Below are 15,434 nucleotides of genomic sequence, written 5' to 3' on the forward strand. Positions count from 1 at the left end.
TTCCTGGCCGCACTGGGCGTCTCGACCGACTCCATGCCGGCCGAGCAGGAGCAGCGGGCCAAGCTGTTCCGGTCGCTGGTCAACCAGCGCCGGCTGCTCATCGTGCTGGACAACGCCGCCGGCTCCGTGCAGGTCGAGCCGCTGTTGCCGGGCTCCGGCTACTGCGCGGTGATCGTCACGAGCCGACGCCGCCTGTCCGGCATGGCCATGCGCACCAACGCCCGCCAGGTCACCTTGGGCCCGATGACCGGCGCGGAGTCGCAACTGCTGCTGCGCAACGTCATCGGCGATGACCGCGTGGACGCCGAGCCGGCGGCGATCACGGCCCTGGCCAAGCACTGCGCGTACCTGCCGCTGGCGCTGCGGATCGCCGCCGAGCGGGTGGCCACGCACCCCCATCACCCGGTGGACGAGCTGATCGAGGAGCTGGATTCCGACGAGCACCGGCTCGACGGCCTGGCCACCGACGACTCGCTGGCCGTCCGGTCGGTGTTCTCGTGGTCGTACCGGGATCTGTCGAGCGAGTCGGCGCGCATGTTCCGCCTGCTCGGGGTGTTCCGCCGCGGCCAGATCAGCACGCCCGCGGCCGCCGCCCTGGCCGGCGTGTCCCCGGTGCAGGGGCGACGGCTGCTGGAGCGGCTGGCCAGCGTGCACCTGGTCGAGAGCATCGAACGCGATCGCTACCGCATGCACGACCTGCTGCACGTCTACGCCGCCGAGCTGGTGCAGTCCGAGGAGACGGACGAGTCCCGGCGGGAGGCCGCGGTCCGGCTGACCGACTGGTATCTGCGGACCGCCGAGCGCGCGAACGAGGCGTTGGCGCCGTTTCGGGTGCATATGCTCGAAGTGCCGGCTTCCGGGCCGAGCGTCACGCCGCTGGACTTCGACTCGCCGGTCGAGGCGCTGCGCTGGTGCGACGGCGAGGTCGCCAGCCTGCTGCCGGTGATGCAGACCGCCCTGGCCTACGGCCTCACGGGCACCGCGTGGCGGCTGTGCATCGCGTCGTGGGACTACTTCAAGCTGCGGATGCCGATGGGCGTCTGGGTGGCCACGCACGAGCTGGCCGTGCAGGCCGCGCGGGCCGAGGGCGACAAGTACGCCGAGGCGTGGGTGCAGACCAACCTGGCCGTGGCCAAGCATCGGCTGCACGAGTTCGACGCCGCTGCCCGCCTTTACGAGACGGCGCTGACCACCCGCCGTGAGATCGGCGACCGGCACGGCGAGGCGTGGACGTTGGCCGGCCTGGGGCTGCTGGCCGCCGAACAACGCGATCCCGACGCCGCACAACCGCCGGCCGAACAGGCGCTGGCATTGTTCCGTCACCTCGGCGACCGGCACGGCGAAGTGACCACAATGGCCACTCTGGGCGAAGTGCGGCAGTTGCGGGGCGACAATCACGGCGCCCTCGTCACGTTGCACGAAGCGCTCTGGGTCGCGCAGGACAGTGATGACGCCTCGGATCAGGCGGAAACGCTACTGACCATCGCCGACGTGTATCTGGCCGACGGGCAGCCCGCCCGCGCACTGGACAGCCTGGACCAGGCGCTGGTCGCCACGCGCGATGTGCGCAATCGCATGCTGGAGGCGGGCGCGCTGTTTCGGCGCGGCATCGTGTTGCGCGAACTGGATCGTGCCGGCGAGGCCGAGGAGTCGCTGGCCGCCGCGCTCGCGCTGTACGAGGAGGTCGACGACCACCGGGCCGGCGATGTGCGGGCCGAGCTCGACGCGCTCGTTCAATGAATTTCAATGAACGCGAGCCCGGCTCGCCGTGACGCAGACGACAGCAGCGGACCGACGATCGGGTGTTTCCACTTTTGCTCAACTCGTCAACACTGTTGCAGCGCCGCCGCATTCGACATAGTTGACTGGCGCGGTGCCGTCGTCGGCGGGCGGGTCCACTGGGGGTGGCCCTGCCCGTCGGCGGTAAGTCTCAGGCCAAGTCGAAAAACACCATCGGATTGTCCCGGCCGGTGCGGATAGGCTCGTCCAGGCCGAGTTCCCGTTTCACGGCAAGCAGTGCTGCAAAGGTTTCCGGTGCGCGCTTGACCGAGGGCGTGAAGTAGTCGATCTTTTGTTCGGCCAGCCAACGAACCAGCACCGCACCCTCGCTGAACGGCATCGGCCGCCGGCCGTGGAACACGTCGTGCACACTCACCGGCGTGCCGCTCAGCCGCCCGAAAAGCGCCCCGATATACCACCGCGCGAAGCTCGCGCTGTGCGCCGCGTCCAGGAACAGATAGTCGATGTTCCCAGGCAGTTGAGTCTTCCTCACGTCGCCGCGCGTGAACGTCCATCGTTGCCCGGCCAGGTCCTCCGGCACCGACCGCACCACGTGATCCACCACGTCGTACGAGAGCAACCGCCCAGACCTGTTGTCCCTCAACGCACTCAGCAGCCAGGTCGTGGACCAGCCGTGGAACGTGCCGATCTCCACCACCGTCTCCGGCCGCAGCTCGCGCAGGCGGAGATAGGTCAGCTCCGCCTCGATGTCGTCGAGCTGCGCTCGGATTCCGGGCAGCCGCCGACGCTGCTCCTCGCGAACGGCGGCGAGGTCGTCGGCGTACTTGCGGTACAGCTCGGCTGCGGTGGTCAGGTCCACGGCCCCGACGCTATCGCCTCGGCCCCCGGCCCAGCACCTTGCCCAGGCCGCGCACGCTGCGTTCCAGGTCGGAGCCGAACGGGTTCTCGTGCACCAGGTACGTCCAGGTCGCGGTCGGCCGGGCCAGGCCCTCGCCGCTCAGGTCCACGCCGTCCTCGGTGATCTTGGCCGTCTCGAAGGTCTCCACCGTCCGCTCCCACGAGGTGCGGAACAGCGCCTTGAAGGCCGGGATCGCCGCCCGGTGGTACTCGGCGATCGGGCTCTCCCGGGACAGCGCCCACAGGTGGATGCCCTCACGCAGGTCGGCCAGCATGGCCAGGTGCTCGGCCCAGCCGCGGTCCAGGTGCAGCAGCGCGATCTGGCGGGCCGCGTCGACCAGGACTTCCTCGCCGACCTTGTCCAGCACCTCCTGGTACCGGTCGGGGCTGTCCTTGCGCAGCTCCTCGGCCGCCTTGTCGGTGCGCAGCAGCTGGTCGCGGCGCTCGCTGAGCATCTTGCGGTGCTGCGCGGAGAGCTGGTTGTACCGCCAGGTGTTGGCGTGCACCTCCAACTGCTCGGCCTCGGCGACCCGCTGGGCGTGGCCGATGGTGTGCGGGGCCAGCTTGTCGGTGACGCGGCCGTCGTCCTCGATCGTCGCCGGGCCCGGCTCCTCGGCCGCGAACTGGACGACGATGTCGTCGCCGAAGCTGGCGAAGAACACCGACCGCCCCGGGTCGCCCTGCCGGCCGGCGCGGCCGCGCAGCTGGTCGTCGAGGCGGGAGCTGTGGTGGCGGGCCGTGCCGATCACGTACAGGCCACCCAGCTCGGCCACCCGCTCGTGGTCGGCGCCGTCCGCGCCGCCGAGGCGGATGTCCGTGCCGCGGCCGGCCATCTGGGTGGACACCGTCACCGTGCCGAACTGGCCGGCCTCGGCGACGATCGCCGCCTCTTCGGCGTCGTTCTTGGCGTTGAGCACCACGCAGGGCACGTCGACCTCGGCCAGGCGGGCGGCCAGGGCCTCCGACTCGGCCACGTCCTGGGTGCCGATGAGCACCGGGCGGCCGGTCTTGTTGGCCTCGATGATCTCCTCGACGATCGCCGCGTTCTTGTCCACTACCGTGTCGTAGATGCGGTCCGGCTCGTCGACGCGGATGCACGGCACGTTCGGCGGCACCTCGGCCACCTGGAGGTCGTAGAAGGTGCGCAGCTGGTCGGCCGCGGCCAGCGCGGTGCCGGTCATGCCGCAGACCTTGGGGTAGCGCTTGAGCAGGGCCTGGACGGTGATCGTGTCCAGCACCTCGCCCGTCTCGCTGGCCGCGAGGGCCTCCTTGGCCTCGACCGCCGCCTGGAGGCCGTCCGGCCAGCGCTGGAGGCGGGCCACCCGGCCGCGCGAGGGGTTGATCAGCTGCACCTTGCCGTCACGGACGATGTAGTCGACGTCGCGGCGCAGCAGCACCTCCGCGTGCAGGGCCACGTTCACCCTCGGCAGGGTCGTGCCCACGTGCTCGGCCGAGTACAGGTCGATGCCGCCCAGCGCGCGTTCCACCGCCTCCGAGCCCGCGCCCGTCAGGTAGACGTTGCGCTGCTCGTCGTCCATCTCGTAGTGCATGCCCGCGCGCAGCAGGCGCACCACGTCCGGCAGCTCGCGGTCCGGCTCGCCGGCCGCCGCCGCGCCCGCCAGCACCAGCGGCACCCGGGCCTCGTCCACCAGCACCGAGTCCGCCTCGTCGACCAGCGCCACGCCCGGCTCCGGCGACACCAGGTCCTCGACCCTGGTCACCGTGTGGTCGCGCAGCTCGTCAAAGCCGATCTCGCTCACCGACGCGTATGTCACGTCCGCCGCGTACGCCTGCCGACGCCGGTCCGGATCGCAGGGGCCGCTGATCCAGTTCACCGTGACGCCCAGCAGCTCGTACAGCGGGCCCATCCACTCCGCGTCGCGGCGGGCCAGGTAGTCGTTGACCGACACCACGTGCACCGGCCAGCCCTTGAGCGCGTAGCCCGCCGCCGTGATCGCGCCGGCCAGCGTCTTGCCCTCACCCGTGGCCAGCTCCACCACGCGGCCCTTGAGCATCCAGGCCGACGTCATCAGCTGCACGTCGAACGGCCGCTCCTTGAGCGTGCGGCGGGCCGCCTCCCGGCCCAGGGCCAGCAGCTGCGCGAGGTCCTTGTCGTCGTAGTCGCCGCGGTCGTCCCGCCGCAGCTTCCCCGCCGCCTCCGTGAGCTGCTCATCCGTCAGCTCACGGACCTTTTCCTCGCGCGCGCCGGCCGCGGCCACCACGGCGTGCAGCTTGCTCGTCTCTCGAGCAACCGCACGGCCCTGCAGCAGCCGCCAGAACCCGGTCGTCAGGCGCTTCTTGCGCTCCCCCGCCACAGCACCTGTTTACCACCCCGACACACCGCCCCGCGTCCGTCGACCGTCCCAAGATCGCCCGGTCGGGGCCAATAAGTCCCCTTTGCTCCGTTCAGGCGCTATTCGCCGGAGCCCCGACGCAGGGAAGGACGCCTTACCCGCGGTCAACGCGGGTAAGTGCCGGGTGGCGTTTCCGACGTGCTGCAGACGTTTCCGATACGTCCAGTCTGAGTAACAGCGAACAGGGGGGAAGCCGTCTGTAAGAATATCGTCTTTGCGAAGAGTCAGGAACACAACTAAATAGGTCACTACCATAGTGATTGTAGTCCAGGTGACCCGGCGTGTGTCGCCCATCACAGTAACTGCCTGTGTCCGAACCGGTTTGATACCTCCACTCGTTCCTGGCTGGAAATATGATGCACTGCACGGACTCACACAGTCTAATTGTGACTCACGAGAGTGCAGGAATTTAGTACTTACTCACCCTCAATTGATATAAGTAGCTGGGCGACAAGCGCTGCGCTTAAGAAATAGATCGCGGCGGTGGGCGCCGCGGGACTGCTCGGGCAGGCGGGGGTGGTCGGACAGCCGGGTGAGGCGGCGGGAGGAGGTGATGGCCTCGCGGTAGACCTCCTCGAAGGTCTCAAGGGTGGTGGCCATGCCGTGGGCGCCGATGATGGCCAGGCTCTCCTTGCCCATGCGCTCCCGCTCGGCGTCGTCGGAGAACAGCTGGGTGAGGCGGGCGGCGAGGGTGGGGACGTTGCCGGGCGGGTAGAGCCAGCCGTTGCGGCCGGGCCGGGCCAGGTGGGGCAGGGCCATGGCGTCGGCGGCGACGACGGGCTTGCCGGCGGCCATGGCCTCCATGGTGGCGATGCTCTGCAGCTCGGCGATGCCGGGCATGCAGAAGGCGTCGCTGGCGGCGTAGGCGTCGAGCAGCTCCTCGTCGGAGATGAAGCCACGGAAGCGCACCCGGTCGGCGATGCCGAGCTGCCCGGCCAGCTGCTCCAGGGCCTCACGCTTGCTGCCGTCGCCGACGATCTCGGCCCGCACCTTGAGCTCTGCCGGGATCAGCGGCAGAGCGCGGATGAGCTCGTGGACCCGCTTCTCCTCGTCGAGCCGGCCGACGAACAGCACGGTGCGGTGCTCGGGGTCGGGCGAGACGGGGCGGTTCTGGTAGCGGTCGAGGTCGATGCCGCACGAGATGGCGCGGGCCTGCATCGACAGGCCGTTGTCCATGAGCAGCTGCACGGCCCGAGGGGTAGGCGCAGTGACGACGTCGGCCTTGGCGAACTCCCGGGTCACGTCCCACCAGGCCAGCTTGGACACGGCCTTGCGCAGCCAGCCGGGCACGCCGACGTGGCCGAGGATGTTCTCCGGCATGAAGTGGTTGGTGATGACAAGCGGCACGTTGTCCCGCTCGGCCGACCAGATCAGCGCCCGGGTCAGCAGGAAGTGCGACTGGGTGTGGATGATGTCCGGCTTGATCTCGGCCAGCAGCGGGTCCATCGTCCGGCGCGACTGCCACGGCCAGGCCAGCCGGAACGACGGGTGGAACGGCGTCCGGTACGCCTTGAGCCGGTGCACCGTGACCCCGTCGACCGTCTCGGTGGACGGCCGCCCGACCGGCGACGGGCACATCACGTGCACCTCGTGCCCACGGGAGGCGAGCCCGGCGGCCAGCGTCTGGGTGAACCGAGCCGCCCCGTTGACGTCCGGCGGGAAGGTCTCGGCGCCGATCACGATGCGCAGTCCGGAGGCCGCCTCGTGCCGATCGGGCACCTGGGACCAGGTCATTTCGTACTCCCGTCGTAGTGCTGGGTCATCCCGGGCGCGACAAGCTGCCGGTCGCCGTCGACGACTGTATTAGCTGGGTCTGGTGACGTCGGCCGACGCAGCGTGAGCACGACCACGCCCGCGGCGGCGACGACGGCGCAGAGCAGGGCGGCTGCGGCCACAACCGGTGGTGTGTCGGTGGCCTCACCGAGCAGCACGACGCCCAGCCCGACGGCGACCAGCGGGTCGATCACGGTCAGGCAGCCGATGACGACCTCGGGCGGCCCGCTGGCGTAGGCGTGCTGGACGAGCCAGCCGCCGACCAGGATGCCGACGCGATGCCGGTGACCTCGGGCAGCGGGAACACGCCGCCCTCGGCGAGTTGCTGCAGCGTGGCCCGCATGAGCAGGGACACGTAGCCGAAGCTGACGCCGGACGCGGAGGCGAAGGCCAGGCAGCGGGTGGCGCCGGTGTTGAGCGCGGCGATCGCCGCGAGCCCGCCGACCACGCCGACGACCAGCACGGTGGCCCGCAGCTCGACGTCGGGGGCGACCGTGGTCGCCTTGGCCGCGGTGGCGGCGACCAGCACGAACGCGATGGTGCCGACGGTGCTGGCCACGACCGCGCCGATGGCCACCCGGTCCAGCCGGATGTTCTCGATGCGCACGGACATGACGGTGGTCAGCGCGAACGCGAGGATGCCGATCGGCTGGACCACGGACAGCGGCGCCAGCCCGAGGGCGGTGGCGTGCAGCGCGGCCCCGCCGGCGGCGACGGTGATGCCGCCCAGCCACAGCGGCTGCCGGACCATCCGCAGCAGGGCCGACAGGCGCAGGCCGCGATCGTCGGCGCACTCGGTGAGGCCGCCGTGCTGAAGCCTCGCCGAGACGGCGTTGCAGCAGGCCCCGAGTACGGCCAGGGTGATCGCGAGCGGGATCATCGGGCACCGCCCTCGACCAGGCCGGCCGCCTGCCGGTGGGCCTGGGCCACCGGCTTCGCGCCCCGCCACAACGCCGCGCCCAGGACGAACAGCAACGCCATGTCGATACCGAACAGTATACGCTCGGCCAATCCGAGGTAATTCTTGACGAATCCGAGGAACGGCAGCATATCGGGCTCGTTGATGGCCAGCTGAATGAGCGCGAATGTGCCGAGCACGATGGTGCTCGCCATGGCCAGACGCAGCACGGTCGGCGCGAAGCGCTCCCAGCCGCTGGTCAGCTGGCACCGCCCGGCCAGCAGGAAACCGGCCGCCGACAGGCACGGGAAGAAGAAGATGGCGGCCCACCGGTGCACCGCGCCGGAAATGGACTGAATGCCGTCCGTCGGGTCCGTCGGAAAGACGAGAGCGACCGCGAGCCCGAGACACCAGACCGAGACCAGAACAATGAGAACGGTCCCCCTGATAATGCCGACACCGGCCAGACCGACCATCAGGGCAATGGAGCCTATGGTCAGCGCGACGAGGCTCGTGTCGAAATACCGGGACCCCTGGTCGGCGAATACATAGTCGCTGATGGTGTGTTTGATCGGATTGAGCTGCCCGCTGGACTCCAGGTGCAGGTAGACCATCGGCAGCAACGCGGCGACAAAGCTGACGATCGCGAGCAGCGCCCACGTTCGCCCCCCGTCCCAGGTTCGGCCCCCAGCCGCACGGTCGCTCACGGTGTCGATTCTCACCTCATCCGCACACACGGGTCCATGGGGGACACCCCTGGTTCGGAGGTGGGGAAAACCCCCGAACCGCCGGGACCGAACACCACCCGACGCAGGTGACGGGCCCCTCGACCCCGGGGATGATGCGGCGAATCCCCGGTCAGCGGCACCGTACTGCCCGGCCGACAGTGTTTCGACAGGATCGGCCGCGTGGCGAGCCACACTATTGAGTGTGATGCGGATCACAACAAATTGAGGTCACGATCAGGTTTCGAAACGGTTGTTGATCTTCACATATCTCAGCGTTCTCTCAGCTAATCACTTATCGCTTTCCTGTCGTGTTCACCGAACCCCTTGCGGTTGTTGCCCATCGGTTTACGGCGCGTTCACCGGTGTCGCCGCCGGTGGAAATAGACGTAAAACAGCGAACGCCCCTCCCGGCTGGCTGCCGGGAGGGGCGTTCGCAGGGTGGGCGCCGTGCCGTCTGGCCGCACGCGCGGCCGGCGCCCCGAGGTGGATCTAGTTGTTGACCATCGAGCAGCCCGCCATCGAGACGAGGTTGCCCTGCGGCTGCGCGGCCCTGGCCTGGTTGAACAGGTTGAGGATCTGGTTGATCAGGAACTGCCGGTTGTTCTGCAGTGAGCCCAGGATGGCGTTGTTGACGAAGTCCGGCGTCGCCTGGCTGCCGGCCGCCTGCAGCCGGTTGTTGGCGTCGGTGAGGAAGTTGTCCATCTGGTCCAGGTCCTGGGTCACCGAGGACTTCACCGACGCGGGGATGGCCGGCATCTTCTGCCGCACGTCGGGGCAGGTCACGTGCTGGTTGGACGCGGGCTGGCCGGTGTTGCCGCCGCCGTTGTTTCCGCCACCGCCGTTGTTGGCGCCGCCGTTGTTCTGGCCGCCGCCCTGCGGGTTGTTGACGCACTTCTGGCCGTTGTTGATGCAGCCGACGACGCCGCCCATCTGCTGGGCGTTCATCAGGAGCTCGGTGTCGGCGTGATCGGTGGCCGGGCTGTGCAGCTGGCCGTCGAAGCCGTCGACCGCGAACACCGAGCCGTTGGGCACGGACTGGTAGACCAGGTCGTACTCCAGCTGCGGCACGGCCTTGGTGCCCTTGGGGCACTGCCCGCCGGCCTTGGCGAACACGATGTGCGTGCGGTGGTTGGCCGAGTCGGTGTTCTTGCCGTCCCAGCAGTTCGGGAACTGCATGATCCGCTCGACCGCGGCGCCCTGCGGGCACACCGGGTACTTGTTGGTGACCCGGTTCTCGAAGCCGGTGCAGGTCCAGGTGGCCTTGGCGTTGGCCGCCCCGTTGGTGACCTCCTTGGCGTCACCCATGATCGACCGCAGGAACTTCGGCGCCGCGGCCACCTTGGCGGCCCCGCCGCTGGTGAACTTGATCGTCGCCGAGGTCGGCTCGACCAGCCGCCCGATGTTGCCCTTGTCCGGACCCTGCTGGTTGTTCTTCGTGCCGTTGGCCTCCTGCTTGATGCGGATGACCGGCCAGTAGTACGTGGACTTGTCGCCGTTGGCGCAGGTGGTGCCGCCGGCGTCGAGGCTGCGGTCGTTGGACCGGGCCGTGGTGGTCCGGTTGCCGACGTAGTCGTGCACGTGCAGGGCGCCGTGGTCGAGGCCCGGCGTGACGATGAAGTTGTCGGAGTTGTGGTGGTTGTTCTGGTTGGTGCCGCAGTCCTCGGTGAAGGTGCCGCTCGCGCCGCCGGCATTGGCGTTGCGGTTGGGCTGGACCTTCTTGATGTCGATGAAGTCGTTGGCGAACGGGCCGATCTTGTCCGAGCCGGGCTTCGGCGCCTTGGCCAGCAGCGCCTGCACGCTGGCCATCTCGGGCGAGTCGCCGGTGGCGGCGAACGAGTCGCCCATGCCTGCGGCGACGCCGACGCCCACGGCCGATCCGGCGGCCAGCACGAGGCCGCCGATCACCGCGGTCAGTCGCATACCGCGCGACCAGGGCCTAGTTTTTCCGAACACTGATTCTCACCTCGTCATGCGGAGTTGACGACCCTGCGGATGATCAACACGGTGCCCCAGGCCAGTGCGCCGATGAGCAGCACGCCGACGAGAACCACGGCCGGGGACGGCCGGTCGTCGACGATCTGCGCCGCGGCGTTGGTCTGCTGGACCACTGTCGTCGTCGGGGTGACGCCGCCCGCGCCGGCGGCGGAGCCACCGGCCTGGGCCTGATCGGTCGTCTGGGGAAGGGCCGGATCGGGGAGCGAGGCCGAGTCCACCAACCTGGTGTCCTCGAGCACGGTCATGTGCTTCATGACCGTGTCCACCGCGCTCTGAGCGAACTGCTTGATCAGATCGTTCTTGGTCCCCGCACGCGCCGCGGCGACTGCCGTGAACAGCTTTCCGTTCCCCTGGCGCGCCAGGTTCACATAGTCGTGGTCGAACGTCGCGCCCGCCTCGTCGTGCAGCTGGGAGAGCCAACCCTGCTGGTCACCGTCGGGCTGGCCGGGCAACTGGACGCCGACCTTCCCGGCGAGCTGCGCTGCCTGCTGGTTGAGCGTCGTGTCGTCGGCGACCAGGGCCGCGGCGGCGGTGCGAACCGTCGCCGACGAGGCCTGGTCCCTGGCCATGCCGCCGGCCTGGATCTCCCACATCGCCGACTGCATGACCATCGTCAGCACGTCCTGGTCGCTCTGACTGACGCCGGAACCGCCGCCCTGATCCCCGGGCGCCGCCGCATGGGCCACCGCCGCCATGATCGGGGACATCATGGCGAGCACGGCGGCCGCGAGCAGCACGAGGATCCGGGCGATCATGACGTGGCCGCCGCCTTCTTGCCGTCGGGTCCCACGGCGAACCACAACCCGCCCTGGCCCTGCCCGGTGGTGTCACCGGGCCTCTGGTCGGGCGCGTACCGGTACAACGGCTGGCCGCCGAGCGTCATCTGCTTGGTGCCGTCCGACCGGGTGACCTCGCCGACCAGACCCTGGCCGACGCCCTGGACGGTGACGGAGCCGTCCTGCGCCGACACCGGTTCCCAGGTCAGCGCGCACTCGCCGTCGCAGGTCGCCCTGGGCGGCGACGACGTGTCGTGGCTGTACATGTAGAGGGTGAAGCCCTGGTCGTCCACCACGACCTTGCCCAGCGCCGTGGAGGCCACGCTGAGCACGGCGTTGTTCGGCGGGGCGTCGGCGTCCGACGTGTACACCGGGGTGGCGACGGCCTCGGCCGCGGTCGCCGCCTGCGATCCACCCGAACAGGCGGACAGCAGGGCCAGCGGCAGCAGTCCCAGCGAGGCGAAGGCCATCAACCGGGCACGGCGGTGGCGCAGGTGCACGGTGGCGTCCTTTCGTGCGGGAGAAGGGTCGCCACTAAGTACTCTGCGCGGTCGAATTCGGCTCACTCGTGGATGCAACCGCTCGCATTCACAGTTGACTGTGATAGAAAACTACCGAGAGTGCACTTCCCCAAACACGTCCGTGGCATCAAGATGTCTCCCGTGGTGCGGTACCGAATGACCAGACGCGACCAGCCCGTGGCGGCCAACGCCGCCGGCGGGGACTCGACGCTGGTCACCGCGCTCTACCAGGAACATCGCGGCGCCCTGTTCGGCCATGTGCTCCGGTTGACCGGCGGCGACCAGCAGTGGGCCGAGGACGTGGTCCAGGAGACTCTGTTCCGGGCGTGGCGCAACGCCGACAAGCTCGACGACGCCCCCGGGCTGTTACGGGCCTGGCTGTTCACCGTCGCGCGCCGAATCGTTATCGACGGCCGGCGCAGCAAGGGCGCACGGCCGCCGGAGACCGAGGCCGGGCCGCTGGAGATGGTCGCCGTGCCCGACGGCACCGACAAGGCGCTGTCGGCCATGGTGGTGGCCGAGGCGCTGCGCAGCCTGTCGCCGGAGCATCGCGAGGCTATCCTGCAGACATACCTCAAGGACCGGACGGTGAACGAGGCCGCCGAGGTCCTCGGGGTGCCGCCGGGCACGGTGAAGAGCCGGGTGTACTACGCACTGCGGGCCCTGCGGCGAGCCTTGCAGGATCGGGGGATGACCACATGACATCGCCGACCGACCACGTGGACGTCGCGGCCTACGTGCTGGGGGCGCTGGACGAGTCCGACAACGCCGGCTTCGAGCGCCACCTGTCGACCTGCCCGCGCTGTCAGGCCGAGCTGGACGAGCTGTCCGGCCTGCCGTCGCTGCTCGACCAGGTCCGCGGCAGCGGCCTGCTGGCCGACCTGCTCGGCGACGACCTGGCCGGCCCGGCCCGCGGCAGCATCGGCCCCAACAGCGTCAATCCTTCCGGGGGCCTGAGCACGCCGCCGCCCATGCTGGGCAACTCCGGAGCGTTCCCGACCAGCGCCGGACCGACCAACGCGAACCCGTTCGCCGGCGGCTTCCCCGGAGGGCCGTCCGCGCCGCCCCGGCACGGCTCCCGCCCGCCCATGGGTGGCATGCCCGACCTGTCCGACTTCCGCCCGGCGCCGCAGCTGCCCGCGCCGCCGCGGATGGAGGACAAGGTGCTCCAGGGCGTCATGGTGAACATCGCCGACGCCCGTCGACGCCGCAAGCGCACTGGCGTGCTGGCCGCGGCGGCCGCGGCCGTGCTGATCGTCGGCGGCCCCCTGCTGGCGCTGGGCCTGTCCGGCGCGTTCGGCGGCGGCCCCGCCGAGACCATCCAGGCCAGCAACGGCCCCGTGAACGCCAAGATCGGCCTGACCGGCGACGACCACGGCACCGAGGTGTCGTTCGAGCTGACCGGCGTGAAGGGCCCGCTGGACTGCACGCTCTACGCGGTGTCCAAGGACGGCCTGACCCGCCGCGCGGTGAGCAGCTGGACGGTGGACTCGAAGGGCTACGGCAACGCCGCGAACCCCGACGCGCTGCACATCGACGGCAACGTCGCGATCGCCCGGGCCGACCTCGGCAAGCTCGAGTTCGCCCGCGAGGGCGGCCCCGACATCCTGGACATCAACGTCTGAGGTCGGACCCAGAAAGAACTGACACTGCGTGAACGCCTGTGGCGCAAGGCTTTTGCCTTGCGCCACAGACGTATAACGATGATCTTCGGGTCAGCCCAGCAGGGCGTCACTGAGCGTGATGCCGTTGGGGGTACCCCAGCCGGTCGCCATGTCGAAGCCCGCACCGGCCTGATAGAAGCGGTTGTCCCCGACTGTCACGTCGTTGACAGCCAGGCCGCCCAGTGCGTACAGCTTCGGGTTGAGCTGGCCGATGCGCAGCTTGCCCAGGATGCCGGCGCGCTGGTTGATCAGCGTCAGGTAGGACGCCCACAGCGGCGAGGCCGCGCTGGTGCCGCCGTTGCGGCCCCAGGCGCCCTGGATGTAGACCGAGTACTCGCCGCCCGAGGCCGCCGCCGACACGTCCGGCACCTGCCGCTTGCCGTCGCCGGTCTGCCACAGAGGCTTGTCGAAGACCATGGACTGGCCGCCGCCGGTGGCCCAGCCGCCGCCCTGGTTCCACGTCGTCTCCGAGGCCCGCGTGCCGTCCGCGTTCAGGGTCAGCTTCGTGCCGCCGACGCTGGTCACGTACGGGTTGGAGCCGGGGAAGTCCACCGCCAGGTCGGCCGCGTGCTGGGTGCTGGCGTCCCGCTCGCAGTCGTAGGCGCCGGCGTCGCCGGAGGGCGCGAAGAAGGTCATGCCCTGCGCCGCCGCCTGCTTGGCCACCGCGTCCACCGCCTGCATCGAGGCCAGGCTGCGGTCGTACTCGCACAGGCCCCAGCTCGACGACACGACCGGCACGTTGTCGGCGACCAGCGCGTTCCACATGTCCACCTCGGCCGAGGTGGTGTTCGGCGCGGTGTAGACGACGAGGTCGGCCTTCGGCGCGATCGCGTGCGCGACCTCGATGTCCAGCTCGACCTCGGCCTGCGCCGAGTCGCCGTCGGTGTTGCCGCCGTCGATGTTGCGCACCACGGGCGGCGCGGTCGGCAGGGTGAACTGGTGGTCGTAGGTGTCGATGTTGGCCTGGTCGAACTTGCCGTACTCGAACAGCGCCAGCGTCTGCCCGGACCCGTCGGCCTCCAGGCCGTTCAGCCCGTACGCGGAGCGCAGCTCGTTCGGCGTGTAACCGCCGCCGGGGCCGCTGCCGACCTTGGGGCCGGCGACCTCGGCCGTGCGCCGCTGCGGCACGTAGTGGTCGTCCAGGCCGGTCACGCCGGTGACCACAGAGGACAGCGACGAGGGCACCTTGGGCGTGGAGTCGGCGGCAGCGAAGTCACGACCCAGGCCGGCGTCGTGCCAGCGGGCCAGCGAGGTGTTGAAGGCGGCACCCAGCTGGTCGGCGGTGCCGACGGCGTCCACCGCGAGCCGGTTGGCGCTCACGCCCGTCACCTTGAGACCACGCGAGCGCAGGTAGTCGGTGACCCGGTTCACATCGGACTGCGTCGGTCCGAAACGGTCCCGAAACTGTTGCGGCGTAATGTACTTCGCACGGCCGGCGGCCTGGTCGGCCAGCAACCTGTCCAGTTCGGACTGATTGCGCAGCTTGAGGCTGACCGCCACGGAAACGCGCTGCGACCCGGGTAACGCGCCGGTTCTCACCGCTCTGTCGAGTCCGGGCACGACGCTCGCGACCAGGGGCGAGAACGCCGGGGTCGGTTGCGCGAGCGCGGGGACGCCCACGCTGACCAGCGACAACGGCAAAGCAGTGAGGATCGCGACCATGGTGCGACGGGACAGGGCCACTTGCACTCCTTCGAGTGGTATCGATCACTCAGCGCCCCTAAAATAGACCAGTCCGACGTAGGCACTGAGCGAACGGGTGGAATTGCCCGTTCGGATCACGGTCGCCGCGTACGGAACGTCGCCGCTTGGAGGTACCCGCGTGACCCGCACCTTCGCCACCGCCCTGGATCTCGGCTCCGTCCCGGAGCACGAGGAAGAGCTGGCCGAGGTGCTCCGCAGAGGGCCGTTCCACCTGGCCCTGCAGGCCGCCATCGCGGCCAGCGGGCTGAGCCTGGAGACCGTCCAGCGTCGCCTCCAGGCCCGTGGGCACGAGGTCAGCGTGGCCAGCCTCAGCTACTGGCAGCGCGGCCGCAGCCGTCCCGAGCGGGCCAGCTCGTTGGAGACCGTGCGCAGCCTCGACACCGT

At 69.8% G+C, this 15,434-nt stretch carries 13 protein-coding genes and 1 pseudogene; 4 read left to right on the forward strand and 10 right to left on the reverse strand.

The features are described 5' to 3' along the window. A partial coding sequence (locus KUTG_RS18620; RefSeq protein WP_198047221.1) for a tetratricopeptide repeat protein occupies positions 1–1,740 on the forward strand: 1,740 nt, incomplete at its 5' end. Positions 1,741–1,930: 190 nt separating this feature from the next. Here KUTG_RS18620 and KUTG_RS18625 read toward each other — a convergent pair. From KUTG_RS18625 to KUTG_RS18660, 9 genes are all read right to left on the reverse strand, one after another. Continuing rightward, positions 1,931–2,599, reverse strand: a complete 669-nt coding sequence (locus KUTG_RS18625; protein ID WP_043718490.1) for a class I SAM-dependent methyltransferase — start codon at positions 2,597–2,599, stop codon at positions 1,931–1,933. A gap of 10 nt (positions 2,600–2,609) precedes the next feature. After that, entirely contained in the window at positions 2,610–4,952 is a 2,343-nt protein-coding gene (gene secA2 / locus KUTG_RS18630) for an accessory Sec system translocase SecA2 (protein WP_043718491.1), read from the reverse strand. A 465-nt stretch (positions 4,953–5,417) separates the two neighbouring features. Next, positions 5,418–6,725: a glycosyltransferase gene (locus KUTG_RS18635; RefSeq protein ID WP_063753536.1), complete on the reverse strand. Its 1,308-nt coding sequence runs from the start codon at positions 6,723–6,725 to the stop codon at positions 5,418–5,420. After that, positions 6,722–6,958, reverse strand: a complete 237-nt coding sequence (locus KUTG_RS53590) for a hypothetical protein (RefSeq protein ID WP_052394889.1) — start codon at positions 6,956–6,958, stop codon at positions 6,722–6,724. The genes KUTG_RS18635 and KUTG_RS53590 overlap by 4 nt, the downstream gene beginning before the upstream one ends. A 2-nt stretch (positions 6,959–6,960) precedes the next feature. Beyond that, complete coding sequence (locus KUTG_RS18640; RefSeq protein WP_052394893.1) at positions 6,961–7,644, reverse strand: DMT family transporter; 684 nt, start codon at positions 7,642–7,644, stop codon at positions 6,961–6,963. Next, positions 7,641–8,369, reverse strand: a complete 729-nt coding sequence (locus KUTG_RS18645) for a DUF998 domain-containing protein (protein WP_157494624.1) — start codon at positions 8,367–8,369, stop codon at positions 7,641–7,643. Before KUTG_RS18645 ends, KUTG_RS18640 begins: the two co-directional genes overlap by 4 nt. A gap of 510 nt (positions 8,370–8,879) precedes the next feature. Beyond that, complete coding sequence (locus KUTG_RS53595) at positions 8,880–10,310, reverse strand: DUF1996 domain-containing protein (RefSeq protein ID WP_052394898.1); 1,431 nt, start codon at positions 10,308–10,310, stop codon at positions 8,880–8,882. A 47-nt stretch (positions 10,311–10,357) separates the two neighbouring features. Beyond that, entirely contained in the window at positions 10,358–11,140 is a 783-nt protein-coding gene (locus KUTG_RS18655; protein ID WP_052394900.1) for a DUF4142 domain-containing protein, read from the reverse strand. Then, positions 11,137–11,661: a hypothetical protein gene (locus tag KUTG_RS18660; RefSeq protein WP_084579466.1), complete on the reverse strand. Its 525-nt coding sequence runs from the start codon at positions 11,659–11,661 to the stop codon at positions 11,137–11,139. The genes KUTG_RS18655 and KUTG_RS18660 overlap by 4 nt, the downstream gene beginning before the upstream one ends. Before the next feature lie 177 nt (positions 11,662–11,838). Between KUTG_RS18660 and KUTG_RS18665 the strand changes: the two genes are divergently transcribed. Together KUTG_RS18665 and KUTG_RS18670 are read left to right on the forward strand one after the other, a co-directional pair. Then, entirely contained in the window at positions 11,839–12,384 is a 546-nt protein-coding gene (locus KUTG_RS18665; RefSeq protein ID WP_052394903.1) for a sigma-70 family RNA polymerase sigma factor, read from the forward strand. Beyond that, complete coding sequence (locus KUTG_RS18670; protein ID WP_043718494.1) at positions 12,381–13,307, forward strand: anti-sigma factor family protein; 927 nt, start codon at positions 12,381–12,383, stop codon at positions 13,305–13,307. Before KUTG_RS18665 ends, KUTG_RS18670 begins: the two co-directional genes overlap by 4 nt. Before the next feature lie 90 nt (positions 13,308–13,397). Here KUTG_RS18670 and KUTG_RS18675 read toward each other — a convergent pair whose 3' ends face one another. Further along, the gene (locus tag KUTG_RS18675) at positions 13,398–15,029 is read right to left on the reverse strand and encodes a S53 family peptidase (RefSeq protein ID WP_052394907.1); all 1,632 of its coding nucleotides are present in this window, start codon (positions 15,027–15,029) and stop codon (positions 13,398–13,400) included. 139 nt (positions 15,030–15,168) lie between these two features. Between KUTG_RS18675 and KUTG_RS61410 the strand changes: the two are divergent. Continuing rightward, positions 15,169–15,434, forward strand: a pseudogene (locus KUTG_RS61410) (hypothetical protein); the annotation flags it as partial.

Source organism: Kutzneria sp. 744 (assembly GCF_000568255.1).
Taxonomy (GTDB): domain Bacteria; phylum Actinomycetota; class Actinomycetes; order Mycobacteriales; family Pseudonocardiaceae; genus Kutzneria.